Origin of the sequence: Ginsengibacter hankyongi, from assembly GCF_008710285.1 — a bacterium.
GTDB lineage: Bacteria > Bacteroidota > Bacteroidia > Chitinophagales > Chitinophagaceae > Ginsengibacter > Ginsengibacter hankyongi.
In genome coordinates this window covers 484,954-503,712 of record NZ_VYQF01000003.1, presented here as the reverse complement: position 1 = coordinate 503,712, position 18,759 = coordinate 484,954, and the positions used below count along the sequence as shown (strand labels likewise).

15 protein-coding genes and 1 CRISPR repeat array are annotated in these 18,759 nt (G+C 37.7%); of the genes, 8 read left to right on the top strand and 7 right to left on the bottom strand.

Going from position 1 to position 18,759, the window contains the following annotated elements:
* Positions 1 to 10 precede the first annotated feature (10 nt).
* From FW778_RS14405 to cas2, 3 genes are all read left to right on the top strand, one after another.
* Positions 11 to 613, top strand: coding sequence for a transposase (locus FW778_RS14405; protein WP_150415450.1), 603 nt, complete (start codon positions 11 to 13; stop codon positions 611 to 613).
* Between the two features lie 9 nt (positions 614 to 622).
* Positions 623 to 1,540, top strand: a complete 918-nt coding sequence (gene cas1 / locus FW778_RS14400) for a type II CRISPR-associated endonuclease Cas1 (protein WP_150415449.1) — start codon at positions 623 to 625, stop codon at positions 1,538 to 1,540.
* A gap of 110 nt (positions 1,541 to 1,650) precedes the next feature.
* Complete coding sequence (gene cas2, locus FW778_RS14395; RefSeq protein WP_235906263.1) at positions 1,651 to 1,986, top strand: CRISPR-associated endonuclease Cas2; 336 nt, start codon at positions 1,651 to 1,653, stop codon at positions 1,984 to 1,986.
* A 94-nt stretch (positions 1,987 to 2,080) separates the two neighbouring features.
* Positions 2,081 to 8,286: direct repeats of the CRISPR family, unit length 48 nt; unit sequence GATGTGAAAGAACTAAGTTAATATCATTCGTTGAAAGCAAATCACAAC.
* 40 nt (positions 8,287 to 8,326) lie between these two features.
* On the opposite strand, the gene FW778_RS14390 is transcribed toward cas2, so the two are convergent.
* The 3 genes from FW778_RS14390 to FW778_RS14380 all read right to left on the bottom strand — a co-directional run bounded on the left by FW778_RS14390 (position 8,327) and on the right by FW778_RS14380 (position 10,306).
* A complete protein-coding gene (locus tag FW778_RS14390; RefSeq protein WP_202552254.1) occupies positions 8,327 to 8,665 on the bottom strand; it encodes a hypothetical protein in 339 nt (112 codons plus the stop codon).
* Between the two features lie 61 nt (positions 8,666 to 8,726).
* On the bottom strand, positions 8,727 to 9,443 hold the full coding sequence (locus FW778_RS14385) for a hypothetical protein (protein ID WP_150415448.1): 717 nt from the start codon (positions 9,441 to 9,443) through the stop codon (positions 8,727 to 8,729).
* 227 nt (positions 9,444 to 9,670) lie between these two features.
* On the bottom strand, positions 9,671 to 10,306 hold the full coding sequence (locus FW778_RS14380) for a DUF6266 family protein (protein ID WP_150415447.1): 636 nt from the start codon (positions 10,304 to 10,306) through the stop codon (positions 9,671 to 9,673).
* A gap of 343 nt (positions 10,307 to 10,649) precedes the next feature.
* On the opposite strand from FW778_RS14380, the gene FW778_RS14375 reads away from it, so the two are divergent.
* Positions 10,650 to 10,931, top strand: a complete 282-nt coding sequence (locus tag FW778_RS14375) for a MerR family transcriptional regulator (RefSeq protein ID WP_150415446.1) — start codon at positions 10,650 to 10,652, stop codon at positions 10,929 to 10,931.
* A gap of 624 nt (positions 10,932 to 11,555) precedes the next feature.
* On the opposite strand, the gene FW778_RS14370 is transcribed toward FW778_RS14375, so the two are convergent.
* Positions 11,556 to 11,969 (bottom strand): hypothetical protein, encoded by a 414-nt coding sequence (locus FW778_RS14370; protein WP_150415445.1) that lies wholly within the window; start codon positions 11,967 to 11,969, stop codon positions 11,556 to 11,558.
* A gap of 357 nt (positions 11,970 to 12,326) precedes the next feature.
* On the opposite strand from FW778_RS14370, the gene FW778_RS14365 reads away from it, so the two are divergent.
* Complete coding sequence (locus tag FW778_RS14365) at positions 12,327 to 12,539, top strand: hypothetical protein (RefSeq protein ID WP_150415444.1); 213 nt, start codon at positions 12,327 to 12,329, stop codon at positions 12,537 to 12,539.
* A gap of 289 nt (positions 12,540 to 12,828) precedes the next feature.
* Here the strand turns inward: FW778_RS14365 and FW778_RS14360 are convergent, their stop codons facing one another.
* The 3 genes from FW778_RS14360 to FW778_RS14350 form a co-directional block, all read right to left on the bottom strand.
* Entirely contained in the window at positions 12,829 to 13,272 is a 444-nt protein-coding gene (locus tag FW778_RS14360) for a hypothetical protein (protein ID WP_150415443.1), read from the bottom strand.
* 183 nt (positions 13,273 to 13,455) lie between these two features.
* Positions 13,456 to 13,839 carry a hypothetical protein gene (locus FW778_RS14355; RefSeq protein WP_150415442.1) on the bottom strand — a complete coding sequence of 128 codons (384 nt, stop codon included), beginning with the start codon at positions 13,837 to 13,839 and terminating at the stop codon, positions 13,456 to 13,458.
* 361 nt (positions 13,840 to 14,200) lie between these two features.
* Positions 14,201 to 14,590 (bottom strand): hypothetical protein, encoded by a 390-nt coding sequence (locus tag FW778_RS14350; RefSeq protein WP_150415441.1) that lies wholly within the window; start codon positions 14,588 to 14,590, stop codon positions 14,201 to 14,203.
* A gap of 513 nt (positions 14,591 to 15,103) precedes the next feature.
* Between FW778_RS14350 and FW778_RS14345 the strand changes: the two genes are divergently transcribed.
* The 3 genes from FW778_RS14345 to FW778_RS14335 all read left to right on the top strand — a co-directional run bounded on the left by FW778_RS14345 (position 15,104) and on the right by FW778_RS14335 (position 18,502).
* On the top strand, positions 15,104 to 16,399 hold the full coding sequence (locus FW778_RS14345) for a hypothetical protein (RefSeq protein ID WP_150415440.1): 1,296 nt from the start codon (positions 15,104 to 15,106) through the stop codon (positions 16,397 to 16,399).
* Positions 16,400 to 17,097: 698 nt separating this feature from the next.
* Entirely contained in the window at positions 17,098 to 17,781 is a 684-nt protein-coding gene (gene folE / locus FW778_RS14340) for a GTP cyclohydrolase I FolE (RefSeq protein ID WP_150415439.1), read from the top strand.
* A 52-nt stretch (positions 17,782 to 17,833) separates the two neighbouring features.
* Positions 17,834 to 18,502, top strand: a complete 669-nt coding sequence (locus FW778_RS14335; RefSeq protein ID WP_150415438.1) for a ferredoxin reductase domain-containing protein — start codon at positions 17,834 to 17,836, stop codon at positions 18,500 to 18,502.
* Positions 18,503 to 18,759: the final 257 nt, after the last annotated feature.

Here is an 18,759-nt window from a genome sequence, read left to right as displayed (position 1 = left end):
ATGAACCATTATGGATCAACTCCAGCCTTGCACATACTACCACATTTTTAACCATGCCAATGGCGATGAGGCTTTGTTTCGGGAGCCGGAGAACTACCGGTATTTTCTACAACAGTACTATAAACATATAAATGGCATAGCGGATACATATGCTTATTGTTTGATGCGAAATCATTTTCACCTGCTGGTGCGCTTAGAAACGGCGGAGGCTATTACCGCACACCTGCCAGGTTTCAAAAACCTGGCAGGTGTGGCCGCGTCTAATTTATTAAGCAAGCAATTCTCCAATTTTTTCAACGGCTATTCAAAAGCATTTAATAAAAAATACGAACGGCGGGGTTCTTTGTTCTTAGAGAATTTTACAAAAAAAGCCATCCTGCAAAAAGATTACCTGGCAGCAGTTATTTTATATATTCATCTTAACCAGGTAAAGCATGGTTTTACTCAACATCCTGCTCATTGGAACGTGTCATCGTTTCATAACTTTCATGTGGAACGGCTGCCCGTTTTAAAAGCGCTTTATGAAAACTCCGAAAATTATTTCAGGCTGCATGAAGGAAAAATAAATAGCTACGCGGAATATGACAACCTGGAGCGTTATTTATTGAATTGAAAACCATACATGATAAAACGCACACTATACTTCGGCAACCCCGCCTACCTCAAAACTACCAACGAACAAATGGTGATAGAAATGCAAGCTACCGGCGAAACCAAATCGGTGCCTATAGAAGATATTGGCTTAATAATCCTAGACCACCAGCAAATAACCATCACACAATCTTTACTGGCAAAACTGCTGGGCAACAATACAGCCGTTATTACCTGTGACGATAAGCACCACCCCGCGGGTATGCAGCTCTGTTTAGACGGGCATACGCTACAAAGCCAGAAGTTTAAAGCACAGATTGCGGCCACTGCCCCATTAAAAAAACAATTGTGGCAGCAAACGGTAACAGCTAAAATAACAAACCAGGCAGCTGTATTAAAAGAACAAAGGCCGGAAAATGTTCCTGCAGACCACGCTGGTAAATATTTAATAAATCTTGCCGCTGCTGTAAAAAGCGGTGATACCACCAATTGCGAAGCTAAAGCGGCCATGTATTATTGGAAACATGTATTTCCCGCTTTCTTGGAATTTAAAAGAGACCGGTTTGGGCTGCCACCCAATAACCTGCTCAATTACGGTTATTCTATTTTACGGGCATTAGTGGCGAGAAGCCTCGTAGCAAGCGGGCTCCTGCCAACGTTAGGTATTTTTCACCGCAACCAGTACAACGCTTATTGCCTTGCCGATGATGTAATGGAGCCTTACCGCCCTTATGTAGATAAATTAGTTTGCGCAATTATAAGAGGCAACGGGAAATTTTTGGAAATGACTCCCGCCATGAAACGGAACCTGCTAAGCATACCGGCATTGGACGTAATAATTGACGGGCAAAAAAGCCCTATGATGAACGCTGTGCAACGCACCACCGCGTCTCTTGCCAAATGTTTTGAAGGTGAATCGAGGAAAATGCTTTACCCGTTTATGGATTAAGTTTCCGTATAGGGCTGGCACCCATTGCTATCCTTACCGGCACCGTGAGTGAGTAGCTAAAATAAATTTCGGCAAATTTTCGTTCAACACTAATAGCAATAATTATAACCATGTATGAGCGCCTGAACGCATACCGTATTATGTGGATATTAGTACATTTTGATTTACCGACCGAAACAAAAAAAGACCGGAAGAACTATGCGCAGTTCAGGAAGAAGATTATGGCCGATGGTTTCAATATGTTCCAGTTCAGCATGTATATAAGGCATTGCAGCAGTAAAGAAAATACAGAAGTGCATATTAAAAGAGTAAAATCTATATTGCCACCCAAGGGCCATGTAGGCATCTTAACCATTACAGATAAACAATTCGGCATGATGGAAATCTTCCGTGGGCATGAACCAACACAACCGCCCGAAACCACCCAGCAACTGGAACTTTTTTAAACGAAAACAGGAATAAAAAACTGAAACATATCCATTTTTTTATTCCTGCAAAAGTAGTTCAAACACTGTATTAACAAGCCTTTCAGCCAAATGCGATGTGAAAGAACTAAGTTAATATCATTCGTTGAAAGCAAATCACAACGGTTCGATTCCGGGAACGATTCTAAAACTTGATGTGAAAGAACTAAGTTAATATCATTCGTTGAAAGCAAATCACAACATGTAGGTCAACATTCTGCCTGTAGTATTGGATGTGAAAGAACTAAGTTAATATCATTCGTTGAAAGCAAATCACAACAATATAGATGCAATAATAAATTCCTGGGCTGATGTGAAAGAACTAAGTTAATATCATTCGTTGAAAGCAAATCACAACTCCATTACTGTAATTCCAATTTTCCCTGAAGATGTGAAAGAACTAAGTTAATATCATTCGTTGAAAGCAAATCACAACGGCAACGGCTGCTTCCTGGAGATCTTTATTGATGTGAAAGAACTAAGTTAATATCATTCGTTGAAAGCAAATCACAACAATGTTGAAGTAGGTGTTATCATCTGGCAGGATGTGAAAGAACTAAGTTAATATCATTCGTTGAAAGCAAATCACAACAGATGCAATAGCTTGGTCAATATAGAGCAGATGTGAAAGAACTAAGTTAATATCATTCGTTGAAAGCAAATCACAACCCATTGAAGAAAACATCGCAAGTGCTAATGATGTGAAAGAACTAAGTTAATATCATTCGTTGAAAGCAAATCACAACATATCTACAGGTGGTAAAAATATCGGGTTGGATGTGAAAGAACTAAGTTAATATCATTCGTTGAAAGCAAATCACAACTGCGAGAACGTGGCGCCGTAACACATTAAAGATGTGAAAGAACTAAGTTAATATCATTCGTTGAAAGCAAATCACAACTATTACAAGACAAAGACGAAAACGAATTAGGATGTGAAAGAACTAAGTTAATATCATTCGTTGAAAGCAAATCACAACTAACGGTTCAGAATTGGTAGAAACTTTTGGAGATGTGAAAGAACTAAGTTAATATCATTCGTTGAAAGCAAATCACAACTTTACAAGATGTAAACGCTTAACCTTTTGGGATGTGAAAGAACTAAGTTAATATCATTCGTTGAAAGCAAATCACAACGGCAAAACGCCTACTGTTCCTGTGGTAGATGATGTGAAAGAACTAAGTTAATATCATTCGTTGAAAGCAAATCACAACAAGTAATAACGGTTTCCCCCCGGGTCTCAAGATGTGAAAGAACTAAGTTAATATCATTCGTTGAAAGCAAATCACAACGTATTCCTGCTCTTCGCCCGTTCTTACCATGATGTGAAAGAACTAAGTTAATATCATTCGTTGAAAGCAAATCACAACGCCTTTGCTTCAGCTTCAGTGTATTTTATTGATGTGAAAGAACTAAGTTAATATCATTCGTTGAAAGCAAATCACAACGGAAGATATGATACGCTGAAATATAAGTTCGATGTGAAAGAACTAAGTTAATATCATTCGTTGAAAGCAAATCACAACGGTTCTAATACTTCTGGCATAAATTTTTGATGTGAAAGAACTAAGTTAATATCATTCGTTGAAAGCAAATCACAACTAATTTACCATTATGAAAAATTGTTTTAAGATGTGAAAGAACTAAGTTAATATCATTCGTTGAAAGCAAATCACAACAGCAGTGGGGCATTACTAAATGCAGTGCCAGATGTGAAAGAACTAAGTTAATATCATTCGTTGAAAGCAAATCACAACATTACCGTTGCAACAGGTGGTACAGGCTATGATGTGAAAGAACTAAGTTAATATCATTCGTTGAAAGCAAATCACAACAGTGCAGCAGGAGGTAATTCTGGTATAATTGATGTGAAAGAACTAAGTTAATATCATTCGTTGAAAGCAAATCACAACGTAGGAGTTCACCCATACATTACTCAAACAGATGTGAAAGAACTAAGTTAATATCATTCGTTGAAAGCAAATCACAACAACATAACAAATTGACTCCATGTAAAAGTGGATGTGAAAGAACTAAGTTAATATCATTCGTTGAAAGCAAATCACAACTTGTGCATTAGTTTTATTTGAGTAATCATAAGATGTGAAAGAACTAAGTTAATATCATTCGTTGAAAGCAAATCACAACGTTGTTTGCTTTGTTAAAAAAAATCCCTGGATGTGAAAGAACTAAGTTAATATCATTCGTTGAAAGCAAATCACAACTGACTATCATTAAGGCCAATGCCTTCAATAGATGTGAAAGAACTAAGTTAATATCATTCGTTGAAAGCAAATCACAACGTTGTTAGTGTAAGTATCTACAGAAGGTTGGGATGTGAAAGAACTAAGTTAATATCATTCGTTGAAAGCAAATCACAACTTGAATCCTTCAACTGCAAATGAATATGAAGATGTGAAAGAACTAAGTTAATATCATTCGTTGAAAGCAAATCACAACAACACCTCTCTTATTATAGCGTTTATCCCGATGTGAAAGAACTAAGTTAATATCATTCGTTGAAAGCAAATCACAACTACCAGGAAATAATATTCTTAAGAAACTTTGATGTGAAAGAACTAAGTTAATATCATTCGTTGAAAGCAAATCACAACCTAAAAACTTTTTGGTAGCAGTTATTCACGGATGTGAAAGAACTAAGTTAATATCATTCGTTGAAAGCAAATCACAACTAACCGATGTTAACCTGTATGTTTCTACCTGATGTGAAAGAACTAAGTTAATATCATTCGTTGAAAGCAAATCACAACTAACTCTTTCATTCACTGCAACCACAGGTTCGATGTGAAAGAACTAAGTTAATATCATTCGTTGAAAGCAAATCACAACATTGGAGAGTGCGACAACTTCGATTATCAGATGTGAAAGAACTAAGTTAATATCATTCGTTGAAAGCAAATCACAACCGTGTGCCGCCGTTGCCGAGCAACATTTCTGATGTGAAAGAACTAAGTTAATATCATTCGTTGAAAGCAAATCACAACAAGTTGCCCGGCAAGGGCAGATTTCCCCACGATGTGAAAGAACTAAGTTAATATCATTCGTTGAAAGCAAATCACAACAGCCAAGGGTCTATCATTACGGCTATTATGGATGTGAAAGAACTAAGTTAATATCATTCGTTGAAAGCAAATCACAACTAATCCATTCAATTCAATGCATATTGAAATGATGTGAAAGAACTAAGTTAATATCATTCGTTGAAAGCAAATCACAACTAATCCATTCAATTCAATGCATATTGAAATGATGTGAAAGAACTAAGTTAATATCATTCGTTGAAAGCAAATCACAACTAATCCATTCAATTCAATGCATATTGAAATGATGTGAAAGAACTAAGTTAATATCATTCGTTGAAAGCAAATCACAACTAATCCATTCAATTCAATGCATATTGAAATGATGTGAAAGAACTAAGTTAATATCATTCGTTGAAAGCAAATCACAACTCAAGCCATACCTTTGGGTTAACTGTATCGGATGTGAAAGAACTAAGTTAATATCATTCGTTGAAAGCAAATCACAACAGCTGTAGTTACTGCTTTCAATAAATTTTTGATGTGAAAGAACTAAGTTAATATCATTCGTTGAAAGCAAATCACAACAAAGCAAGCTGGACGCCGCCGCGCCGCGAAGATGTGAAAGAACTAAGTTAATATCATTCGTTGAAAGCAAATCACAACCTGCTTAATGCATGGCCGTTTACGGTTGTAGGATGTGAAAGAACTAAGTTAATATCATTCGTTGAAAGCAAATCACAACATCCATTATTTGAGCATTCAAATCGCGGAGATGTGAAAGAACTAAGTTAATATCATTCGTTGAAAGCAAATCACAACCAAAGTTTGCCTATGCGGAGCCAGCGGCCTGATGTGAAAGAACTAAGTTAATATCATTCGTTGAAAGCAAATCACAACTAATAAAACAGGGACTACATTTTCCTGAAGGATGTGAAAGAACTAAGTTAATATCATTCGTTGAAAGCAAATCACAACCCCGGTCAAATTCTTTAAATGGGTTCTCTTGATGTGAAAGAACTAAGTTAATATCATTCGTTGAAAGCAAATCACAACTCTTGCTCAACCGATAAGAATTGACAGCTTGATGTGAAAGAACTAAGTTAATATCATTCGTTGAAAGCAAATCACAACTTAATGATAGAAACTATGTTAAGAAGGAATGATGTGAAAGAACTAAGTTAATATCATTCGTTGAAAGCAAATCACAACGGGTAACTACCGGGTGATGATCGGGCTTGGTGATGTGAAAGAACTAAGTTAATATCATTCGTTGAAAGCAAATCACAACTGGCTATCGTTTATGCCGATGCCTGAAATGGATGTGAAAGAACTAAGTTAATATCATTCGTTGAAAGCAAATCACAACACTTATACTCGCCACATATACAAGACCATTAGATGTGAAAGAACTAAGTTAATATCATTCGTTGAAAGCAAATCACAACAGGAGCACAAATGTTAGCTGTGTATTTTGGGATGTGAAAGAACTAAGTTAATATCATTCGTTGAAAGCAAATCACAACAAGTAACATTGGCTCTTTAAATTGTCGTAAGATGTGAAAGAACTAAGTTAATATCATTCGTTGAAAGCAAATCACAACAATTTAAAGCGGATCTCGAAAAACTTTAAGATGTGAAAGAACTAAGTTAATATCATTCGTTGAAAGCAAATCACAACGATCTCGATTTCGCTACAACCGACTTCTGGGATGTGAAAGAACTAAGTTAATATCATTCGTTGAAAGCAAATCACAACAGCACCATTGCAGGTAATACGCTGGTAATTGATGTGAAAGAACTAAGTTAATATCATTCGTTGAAAGCAAATCACAACTAAGATTTATTTTATAATTAGACTGCATGCGATGTGAAAGAACTAAGTTAATATCATTCGTTGAAAGCAAATCACAACATTATGTCGTCTGGTAGTCCTATGTATTGAGATGTGAAAGAACTAAGTTAATATCATTCGTTGAAAGCAAATCACAACACACGTTGGGCAATTTCTTTTTGCAAATCGGATGTGAAAGAACTAAGTTAATATCATTCGTTGAAAGCAAATCACAACAGTCTCACTGGTAGTAATGAAACCTTGTATGATGTGAAAGAACTAAGTTAATATCATTCGTTGAAAGCAAATCACAACTCCGGTAACAGGTTGTCTATGACGGGTGCCGATGTGAAAGAACTAAGTTAATATCATTCGTTGAAAGCAAATCACAACCGTGAACGTGTAGTGAAATATCAAATCCCGATGTGAAAGAACTAAGTTAATATCATTCGTTGAAAGCAAATCACAACTGGCAGGCCTGGGAAACCGTAAGGCTATAGAGATGTGAAAGAACTAAGTTAATATCATTCGTTGAAAGCAAATCACAACTTGCAGGCGCGGATTACAATGGTGTGGTCTGATGTGAAAGAACTAAGTTAATATCATTCGTTGAAAGCAAATCACAACTTATTGGCAAGCAATTGTTGAAGATGCAATAAGATGTGAAAGAACTAAGTTAATATCATTCGTTGAAAGCAAATCACAACCATTAAGCGAGTATTGTCTATTTTCATGAGATGTGAAAGAACTAAGTTAATATCATTCGTTGAAAGCAAATCACAACTTACCGGGTTGATAGTATTCCGGGAACTTCGATGTGAAAGAACTAAGTTAATATCATTCGTTGAAAGCAAATCACAACTGCAATATGGTTGTAATTAACGGGGTGAAGATGTGAAAGAACTAAGTTAATATCATTCGTTGAAAGCAAATCACAACTAATCTGTGTGTGTGCCCCGTACTGCCGGAGATGTGAAAGAACTAAGTTAATATCATTCGTTGAAAGCAAATCACAACTTGAGGCCATGAGCCCTAACGATAAAGAGTGATGTGAAAGAACTAAGTTAATATCATTCGTTGAAAGCAAATCACAACTTTGTATGCTCATTCTTTTCCTCCAACGTTGATGTGAAAGAACTAAGTTAATATCATTCGTTGAAAGCAAATCACAACAAAGGCAACACAGTAGTTGCAAAAACACCAGATGTGAAAGAACTAAGTTAATATCATTCGTTGAAAGCAAATCACAACTATATTACCGTTATGGCATTTCTGAACCAAGATGTGAAAGAACTAAGTTAATATCATTCGTTGAAAGCAAATCACAACTATATTTTGCAGGTCCGGAAGATTTTTATGATGTGAAAGAACTAAGTTACTAACATTCGTTGAAAGCAAATCACAACTGTGTAATGCGGCAATATAATGGTAAGAAATTGATTAATATTATTTTAATAAATTTCCCGGTATAAAATACGATGCCGCATACTGAAGCTCTTCTTTCTCCTCTTTAAATTTCTCAAATGCCTGCATATACCAGTTTGAGTCTGCAGGGTCATCTGTAAAATCTTCATAAACCATCACCTGGTAAAACGCTCCATTTTTCCAGGGCTCAATACCCAATATGCCAGGGCCCTGTTCTTTTACCCGATTAAGCACTTTTTCAAAATCATCTTCAGAGAAATATTTAATTCCTGGTGCATCAAAGCCATCGTTGAGGTTTTGCAATCCATAAAAAATACACGTATCAAGAAACGCTTCTTCCCGTTTAATTATATTTTCCATTTGCTTGTTTTAAAAGTATGAAGAAATAGTATGGTACATAAAAAGCCTGTTGGTTAGGGGTCTATACTAATATGGCAGCCGTGACCCCCGAGGGCATATATCTTGGGTTCCTGTTGATAGTTTCTGCACCCCTGCCATACAGTACATATTCCAGCGACATACATAATAAGATTAAAGAACCGGGTGGGGTAGGTATTGCCAGGTCTGTTACCTGTGCCGGTATTTCGGCATCGGTATAGTCAATGGTTAATACCGTTGCATAACTGCCCGTTGGGGTGCCGTCGTTTACATCGCATCCCGTGGCCAGTATATTACATTGCACGTGATGGGTATGCGCCGGGGCATTAAGCTCACGGGTAGGGTTATACGTAGGTATTTGTAGCTGCAAGAGGCCGTTGGCCGCATGCACCAGTTCAAAATTTACATGCCAGCGCTCTTTTACCGAAAAGCTGCTGTTGAATTTGCAAGGTGCAAACCATGTAGTGCAGTTGCCTGTGGTTAAAAGATTTATATCCAGCCCTCTTACCACGTGCAGCATGCACGACATAAGGCGCGGGTACACCAGGTGCCTTTCCGGCAGGGTAATATTATCGGTTATGTCCTTGTGTAAAGTCTTGCACATTTTGCCGGCTTTGGCAAAGAGCTGTTGGCGGGCCAGTTGCGCTTCGGAATGGTTGGCTACCTTTCTTACCGGGCGTGAAAAGTTTTTCCCGTTTTTTATAAAGTATATGTTGTTGCCGAGTCGTCCCTTTAAGAGACCGTTGATAAGTATTGCCATGGGATGTTGAGTTTAGTGGTGAATGGTGAATGGTGAATTGGTGAATGGTGAATGATCAATGGTGAATGATCAATGGTGAATCGTGAATGGTCAATGGTGAATAGTCAATGGTGAATAGTCAATTGTGTTAATTACTGCTATGATAATTGTGTGCATCAATTATTCTTCTTTTTAAAAAGAAACAAGGCCGTCTTAAGCCGGCCCGTTTCTTCGGGTAGCGGTTGCTGTTAGCTTACCGTTACCTCACCGGTAAAAATACTGGTGGCGGATTTTTTTCCGTCTTGTGTTACAAACGATATCCATGTTTCTACCTGCTGGCCGGCAAATACTGACGCATTCAGGTCGGCGGTCATATCGCCGCGTGAGCTGCCGATATCATACACGGCCTGCTGTAGGGCAGGGCAGTAGGCTACCGCTACGGCCAGGTCGGTGGAACTGGCAATGCCCGAGCCGCTGTTGTCCGTCCAGCTAAAGGTGAGGATGCCGCCTGCACCAGCCGTTACGGCCGGTGAAAGTGCGTTGGGCAGGTCGCCCCTGGATACTAACGCTAAGGCATAATCGATACTTAGCGTGGGGTAGGTGCCCGTTACCGCATTCTGGATGTTGTAGGACAGCGCGCTGTTGATGCCTGTCATCCGCACGCCGAAGCTGCGAAACGTAACTTCCAGCAAGGCCGACATGGGCTGCAAAAAGCGCATGACCAATGCAAACCTGGCCTGCTGTGCCAGTTGTTTTTCTGATGGCGTAAAGCTGCGCTTGCCTGGCTGGCTGCGCATATACGCTATTCCCTTCCAGCTTCCGCCGATGACGGTGCCTACTGTGCCGGAGAAACCTCCGAGGATACCTTTACTAATGGTTCCCATAAAAATTGAAATTTAAATTGTGAATAAAATGGTTACTGTTCCATACGCTTGCAAAGTGGTATACCCCGTATGGTACCTCAATATAACGGGCTGCCGTATGCGCAATTATGTTTTTTAAAGGCGCTTGCAGCACTTTGCTGCCATGTGTAGCAGGTTGCCTGTTATTGCCTGGTTTTGCGTGATGCCTTGCCAGCACCTATATTATCTCCAGCATTTTTCTACGCATTTTTATGTACGTATTTACTTTAGTTAGCTTTTTAAAAAATCAGTATAAATACTGATTTTTTGTAAATGATCTTTTTGCATATTTATGGCATCCCGTAACTAACCCGGCATTTAAAGTATGACCGCTTATAATTTTATACAAAATGAATTACGGCTGATGGAGATGCAACTTTCCGTGTCGGCGCTACCGCCCGATTTTAAGCTCAGCGATGTATTTCTCGACGGCCAGCAGGTAATGCAGGAGCTTAATATTAAAGAGCGTACCCTGCAGCATTACCGCACTACGGGTAAAATTTCTTACTCCGATAGCCTGGGTAAGATCTTTTATTTTAAGCATGAGATAGCGAGGCTGCTACTCGAGGGCAGGCGCAATTTTAAGAATGGTGTAAAGCGTAAATAAATTACCACCTTACTGCAGCAGCTTGCCGGAGACACGCGAGTGTTTTGCGGCTAACAAAAGGGGGAATGAAGGCAGAATAATACCTGATTTATTGCAGGCATGTTCGGCAGCTTGCGAACGTGAAAGCCGGAAGGCAGCTATAATATAGCCAGGTGGCAGCCGGAAATGAAGGTTTCTTCGGTGGCCGTGCACCACAAGGGGCCAAATGCGACAAAATGATAACGGCCTGAAAATTAGAATGGGTTATTGAACAAATAAATAAAAACGGCGTTTACGGTTTATAGTTAGTACGATGGAATGCAATACAAAAAAAAGGAATTAAATTTATAGTGTTACCGGATGTAAGACGTACTTCATACACGGTTTTGCAATTAGAGACCGGTAACAAGACGACCCTTGTTTTTACAGGGGTTTCCGTTTTTTTGAGAGTAGGCGAAGAGTGCAGATTATATAATCCGAAACATGCCGTAGGTATTTGCAGGCAAACTGTTTAAAAAGAAAAAAGAAGGGATAAAGAAACCAGCGAAATGGAAAGGATAATAACTAATGCAATTAATACATTTAACACATGCCTTCAGCTGTTCATAGAATGAATATTTAACTTACTACAATTTAAAATATTTATCAAGGTTCCGGATAGTTTGTGGTCCATTTAATATTAACTATAATCTCCCAAAGAAAACTATTGAAATCGCTGCATAATGTTATAAGCAGCTCTTGCGTCGTTAAAATGTTAGATTGTAGCACCGTTAAACCGGGGTAAATATCCTTTACAATTTCACCGTCGTCGTGAATTTGTCCCCACAACCGGTTTTCTATTTTTGAAATATCATTTTTTAATAAATTGATCAGCTCATCCTGTGCTACAAATTTGCTTAAATAATTGTCCAACTCTTCCACCAGATTTTTTTCAAAGTTATCTTTTACAACTACTGCAAGCCTGTTCTTTAAATGCACATTTTCGTCGGTAATAAAATTTAATAACCGCCTGTAAGTATCAATCTCATACTTTAACTGTGGTAAAATTAATTGCTGCATGACTTGTTTTCTGATTATTACAAAGTCTCTTCAATTATTATGATTATACATTCCTAAACTACGCAAGTAAGAGTAGCAATTATATGGGCTGAAATCATTAATGGTTATGACATTCATCAAGTTGGCACTACCGGGAATTAATTACCTGGCTATACTTTGCGTTATCTTACAGCTTAAAAAAGTGCGTATTTTAATCCTTATGTCGTTAGTTTTGGTTCGATAGCGGCTTCTACCGTGGCCTCTTTTTTTAACAGCGTTTTACAGGTTTAGTTGGTGGAGTAGAGTGGGAGCTTTTAATGAAGTTATAGTTGGGTTGTTTTTAAATACAATTGTTGGTTTAGAGATTGTATAGCTACTATGCGTGTTCGAACGACCGCCTGTTGCGGTGGCAGATCCGATGTTTCGTCTTTACTGGTTATGATTACGCTCGAAGATATGAATCAGCTGCGAGAGATTGCAGCGAGGGTGAGGAGCATAAGTGAAGCTGACTACCAAATAAAAAACCCCGCCGGCGGCGGGGTTTCATGGAATAATTTTAATTCCAGGGGTAGTGATCTTTTAGCAGGATAGCTTGAATATAATTTTCAAAAGGTATTGGAAAAATGAAGCTGACTGATACCGGACTTTATGATTTTCTGTTGGATAATTGAATATGGCTCTTTTCGAAGGATTTGGATTGTAGATTAATGTCTCCTGACATCAATCAACTTCGGTACAAAGATAAGGAGCTCAACCCTGGTGCGGAAGCGGACTATTGACTAATTCCATGCCTGTTGAAAATACCGGCCTGGTAGTATATACACGTATTGTAATAAAGTAAATGTCCGTTATACTAAGCTTCACTAATTCCTTATTAGTCCTATTTATCGCAATGATATTCTTTGCCTATATCTAATAAGTCCTGGCACACCGTAGGCTTATCTTTAAAGTAAGTAATAAACGCACCTACTTCCAGGGTGAAATTGACAGGTTCTGCAACTTCAGCATTTCCAAAAGCGCCCGACGCTTGGAACAGCAAGCCGGCCAGTTGTTCGATCCGCCGGGCAGTAATATGAAATCCAAATTCACCTTTACGCTTTGGGGTGGCAGCGGTATAACAAAATTCTGATGAAATTTCATATAACTGGCGCCCTATATAAGCTGCCGTAAAATACTCCCAGGCAATATCTGCATTCGCAGAAGTTCCCGCAACCGTTTTTTTGGGAACGATAATTTCGTATACGTTGTCTTCGGACTCTTTTAAAAACAGGGTAAACTCTTCAAGACCATAGCCCTTAAATTCATTAATTTTTATGGTTATCATCAGGGTAAGATTTGTAAGCGGGCGTAAGATAAAATTTTTTAACGAAAGTTGTTTCTCCCGGAACTATTGATGTAGTATTTGCCGCCGCTCATTTAAGCATCCCTGCCCTGCTACTCGGGTCAAGCAATTCATTTGAAATAATATGTGAGTAGCTCAAAGTTTTTCCTTAATAAATTTATCCTCTTATGAGGTAATTTTGCTGATTTTAGCAAGAGAAAAAGCCCCGATGCCCATTACGATATCACGAACAGCAACATCTAAATAATTTCCACTTGCTAATAAAGTCATTGCAATTAATGTTAACCAGGCTGAAACAATATATCCTCCGATTATTGGTTTGGCCAGTACAATCAAACCTGCGATAACTTCAATTACTCCAACTATCATCATAAAAGTATGTGGTGTGAATGGAATTAAATGTGCAATGCCCGGGTTAAGATAATTTTCCCATTGCGTTAACAAGTCGGTGAATTTGTCAATTCCCGCAACAATTGGAACAATACCAAATGTGTACTTTAATAAGTGGAACGTTGGTTTAAGCTCTTGATTTAAATTAGCGATTGCCATCTTGATTTATTTAGATTGTGTTTGATAATATAGCCCATACCATATTGGAGTGTCATTCAATCGAAAAGGTTACAAAAAGCGTTTGTTCATTAATAAACGGGGAGATTTTTTTCGAGTCCGAAGCGGGCATGGTACTATGAACTGCATAGAAAAAGTGCTGTAAGTTAAAGGCGAACACTTACGCTGTTAAGGAAAAAAATGGCTTTACTGTCACTGTAGACCTCATTCTAACGGTTGATAATATGTACTACTTAAATAAATTGACCAAACAGCATACCCTTGCGTTTTTAAATAACACGCCTCTTTTGTTAGTTGGCGGTCTTTTCTTATTATTCCGCCGAAGAACATGTTCTATTTTTCATCACGCTGCTCTATTATTCGAGGAGGGATTGGTGAAAAATACGTATCCGAAGAGTAAAGCAAATACTAAATACACAATGGCGCATATCCAAATGGAGGTCAAGGCAGTGTTATGTAATACCAATTTAATTGATGCAAGTCCGCCGATAAGAAAATGTGTAAAGTTACCGATTGCTATAGGTCTGCTATATATACCACCAATTAAATTTGCCTTAGCAGTCCAGTTTAGCATTGCAAATCCAAAGTAAAGAGCACCTAGGATTTGGAAGACAATAGGAGTTAACTCGGTAAAATTTAAAAAGTGTGAAACTTCTTGAGGCATAAATGTTAAAATAATTCCTACCGCTCCCAAAATAGCCGCACTTATTGTCATTAGTAACTTAGTATTCATTAGGTTAAGTCTTTATTAAAAAATAAAATTAAGGAGACATATTGTCTTTCAAAAAATCAAGGTCAAATTATTAAAAGCAATTTTGTCTTGTTGATTTTTAAACGATCCTTCTCATATAAAATTGCCATCAACATAAATAAAAGTATCCAGAAAGCGCCCATGTAACAAATTTTGATGGGGTTTGTACTATGCCTCTGAGTTGACTGGTGTCCCCCTTCTGCAAGCCGCGTGGGCAGGTTTCAATCACGAACCAATAATAGAATAATTCAGACTTCTATGTTTCCCTTTGAATGTTGAGTTTATTAATCAACATTTTTTTATTCTTTTTAATTCTTGTTTGTAACCTTTTTAATTCCCCGCCACTCTATGTACTTCTGAAGACTGAATTGTGGAAATTAATTTTCTTATCCGTGCACGATGAAAATTGAGAACCCGGTTTTCAAAGCATCAGAGTTGGTATATATTTTTAATAGAAACATTTAAACTGAGAATTCTTCACTTCAAGGATATTATATGAAATACAAAAAGCAACTTCTTGTGATGGTATCATTATCATTGTTCGTTATTCTGTCTCAATGTAAAAAGAATGATACACATATGGATGAAAAGGATGATCCCGCATTGATCAGCCAGGGAAAACAAATTTTTCGCGATGATACTTTTGGGGATGAGGACTTCTGGAGCGGGCTATTACACATAGATAAAGCGATTGCCGGAGCGAAGAATGGTGGATTTGGCGCTGGGGTTAGCCCGAAAACGGCATTGGCTGTTGGATTAAAAGTAGATGCCGAAGCCCTGCCTCCTGAGGTTGTTGCAGGAATAAGTTCCGGTGCAATAGACCTTAACGACCCGGCTACAACACTTACCTTATTAAAATTAAATGCCGTAGTTGGTGTTAAGGGAACTTTCAGTTCTTCCGGTTCATTAAAATCAATAGGTATAACCTGTGCATCCTGTCATTCAACCGTAGATAATTCATTTGCACCCGGAATTGGTAAACGGCTTGATGGATGGCCAAACCGGGATCTGAACGTAGGAACAATAATTTCACTGACCGATAATGCGCAGCCGGTAGCGAATTTGCTTCATGTAGATGAAACGACATTGAGAAGTGTGCTGGCAGCATGGGGTCCTGGAAAATTCGCAGCTGTATTATTTATGGATGGAAAGGCATTGCGCCCGGACGGTTCTGTTGCAGCAAATTTAATTCCTGCGGCTTTCGGCCTTAAGAATATCGGGTTAACTACGTATACGGGTTGGGGCGATATAAGCTATTGGAACTCGTTTGTGGGAAACCTGGAGATGCACGGGAAAGGGACCTTCCATGATTCCCGTTTGAATGATCCGGTAAAATATCCGATAGCAGTTGAAAATAATTTTGGTAATGTTATTAATACCCCCGATTTGATCACATCAAAACTTCCCGCTTTAAAATCCTATCAACATTCTATTTCGGCACCTAAACCTCCCGCAGGTAGCTTTGACAAGGCAGCAGCTGACAGGGGTAAAGGCGTTTTTCTTTTGAAAGCCAAGTGTGCATCTTGCCATGCTTCTCCGGTATTTGCAGATAATATTTTGCATGACGCTTCGGAAATTGGCATTGATGATTTTGAAGCTAAAAGGTCTCCAACTGGTAAATATAGAACAACTCCATTGGGAGGTTTATTTACCAGGATGAAAGGAGGATTCTATCATGATGGAAGGTTTGCTACGTTAAACGATGTGGTTAACCATTATAATACCTTCATGTCTTTAAATCTGACAACTTCCGAAAAGCAGGATCTTGTGGAATACTTAAAATCGTTATAAACGGATTGTTTAACAGACCCTTTCAGTACTGTTCCGTGATGATGAATAAAATGCCCATGTGGATATTTAAAGCTAAACCACACATTTCATTTGTGCGTCAGATTCCCAAATAATGATTTTCGTCTTTGACTAAATATTTAAGAATGGCTGTCAGCGTAAATAAAATAGCTTTGACTCATAACCGATCGAACTCTTTCGAAAAATATGAGCCTTTGCTGTATAAGATTGCGACTAACCTTGATTTTTCCGATAACGAATCGTACGAACTGATTTACCAGGCCAAACTTCATGTGATTAATCATAGTTGCCATTCTGATTTATATGGATTTAGAGCCTGGTGTTTAAAAATTATGGTTAATAAATGCATTTTTAGAATAAGTCAAAATATTGTTAACAGACACAGGTTTCCAGAACTTAGGCCGCGTGTTTTGGGGTACCCGCGAACTTCTGCAACTAATATTCATGATTTATATCTGAGTCTTCGAGTTGTATATGTTTTAAAAAAAATAATAGGGGTTGATGACATCGAAATTGCTGAAATTCTGAATACAACCCCCATAGAAGTAAAAAAGAAGTTTGAAAGGGCGATATCATTTCTCAACAATCGCTAAAACAACTTTCTGACTGATAGTTTGTAACCTTTCCAAGTTCGTTTACTCTTATATCATAAAATACACTAATAAAATTAATTGAAACTCATGAAGCAAAATGGAAATACATTTTCAGGGCATTATAATGAAATTGAATTAAAAAAAATCAACGGAAATAAGCCTGTCGGTCCAATTGAAAGATTACAACATACCCATACAGTTACAACGGACGACGAAACTAAAATAAAATTAATTGGTGAGCATTTTAAGCAAATAATGATTTTATTGGGACTTGATATGAATGATGACAGCCTCAGGGATACACCGGAACGCGTTGCGAAAATGTATGTTAAAGAAATATTCAGCGGCTTAAATACCGAAAATAAGCCTGCGGTTGCTCTTTTCGAAAATAAATATAATTATAGAGAAATGATCGTAGAAAAGAATATTACAATTTATACCTATTGCGAACATCATTTTGTTCCCATTGTTGGTAAAGCACATGTAGCCTACTTCTCCAGTGGAAATGTTATAGGACTTTCTAAAATCAACCGGATAGTGGAATACTATAGTAAAAGACCGCAGGTACAAGAGCGTCTTACAAATCAAATAGCAGAAGATTTGAAGGAAGTACTGCAAACAAATGATGTTGCTGTTGTTATTGATGCCGTACATTTTTGTGTTGCATCAAGAGGCGTAAAAGATACAAACAGTAGTACAATGACCTCTTTTTACGGAGGCAGGTTTTTACTACCGGATATAAAAAGTGAATTCCTGAAAATGATTAACTAAGAAGAAGGTATAACGAGAGGGAAAATAAATTACATATAAAATCCAAAATAAAATGGAACAAGATATCATAAAAATAAAAATAATCGAAAATATTACGCACGACGTTTTGCGCATAGTAACTGAAAAACCTCTGGATTTTAATTTCTCACCTGGACAAGCTGCCGACATATCTATCAATAAAAATGGTTGGCGAAACGAAAAAAGGCCTTTCACATTTACAAGCCTTCCATCTGATGATTACCTTGAATTTACTATTAAAACTTATCCATCTCATTACGGCGTTACCAGGGAGCTTTTGCAACTAAAGAATAATGATGAATTAATTTTGCATGATGTTTTTGGATCTATCGCCTACACAGAGGAAGGCATTTTTATTGCAGGCGGAGCCGGAGTGACCCCATTTGTTTCTATCTTCAGGCAACTTGATTCAGAAGGTAAGATTGGCAGCAATAAGCTGATCTTTGCTAACAAAACCGCATCTGATATAATCAACGAAAGGATATTTACAAATTTATTAGGTAAAAATTTTATCAATATCTTGTCTGAGGAAAAAAGCGAAAATTATGCCCATGGATATATTACTGAAAACTTTCTTAAGGAACATATCTCAACTATAGACAAACACATTTACTTATGTGGCCCCGAGCCTATGATGGATGAGATAGAAAAACAATTAGCGAATTTGGGTGGAGATAAATTTATTATCAAAGAAGAATTTTAAAAATTGGGTGTTTAAAATTTAGGAAGTAATTGTTGAGGCTTATTGTGCAGATTAACCAAAGCGAAATTTATTTATTTCATTTCAATAGTTCCTATTTTTTACCATTTTCAAGGCAAAGACAGGGCATAGTTGCGGCCTCCTAAGAAGTGACCGACTAATTTCATTGAAAATGTGGTTTGTTACGGATCGTTTTAGTAAACGAAAATACATTTAGGTTACTTGCAGTTTTGCCCAATTTTAGTAAAGGGATTGAGAAT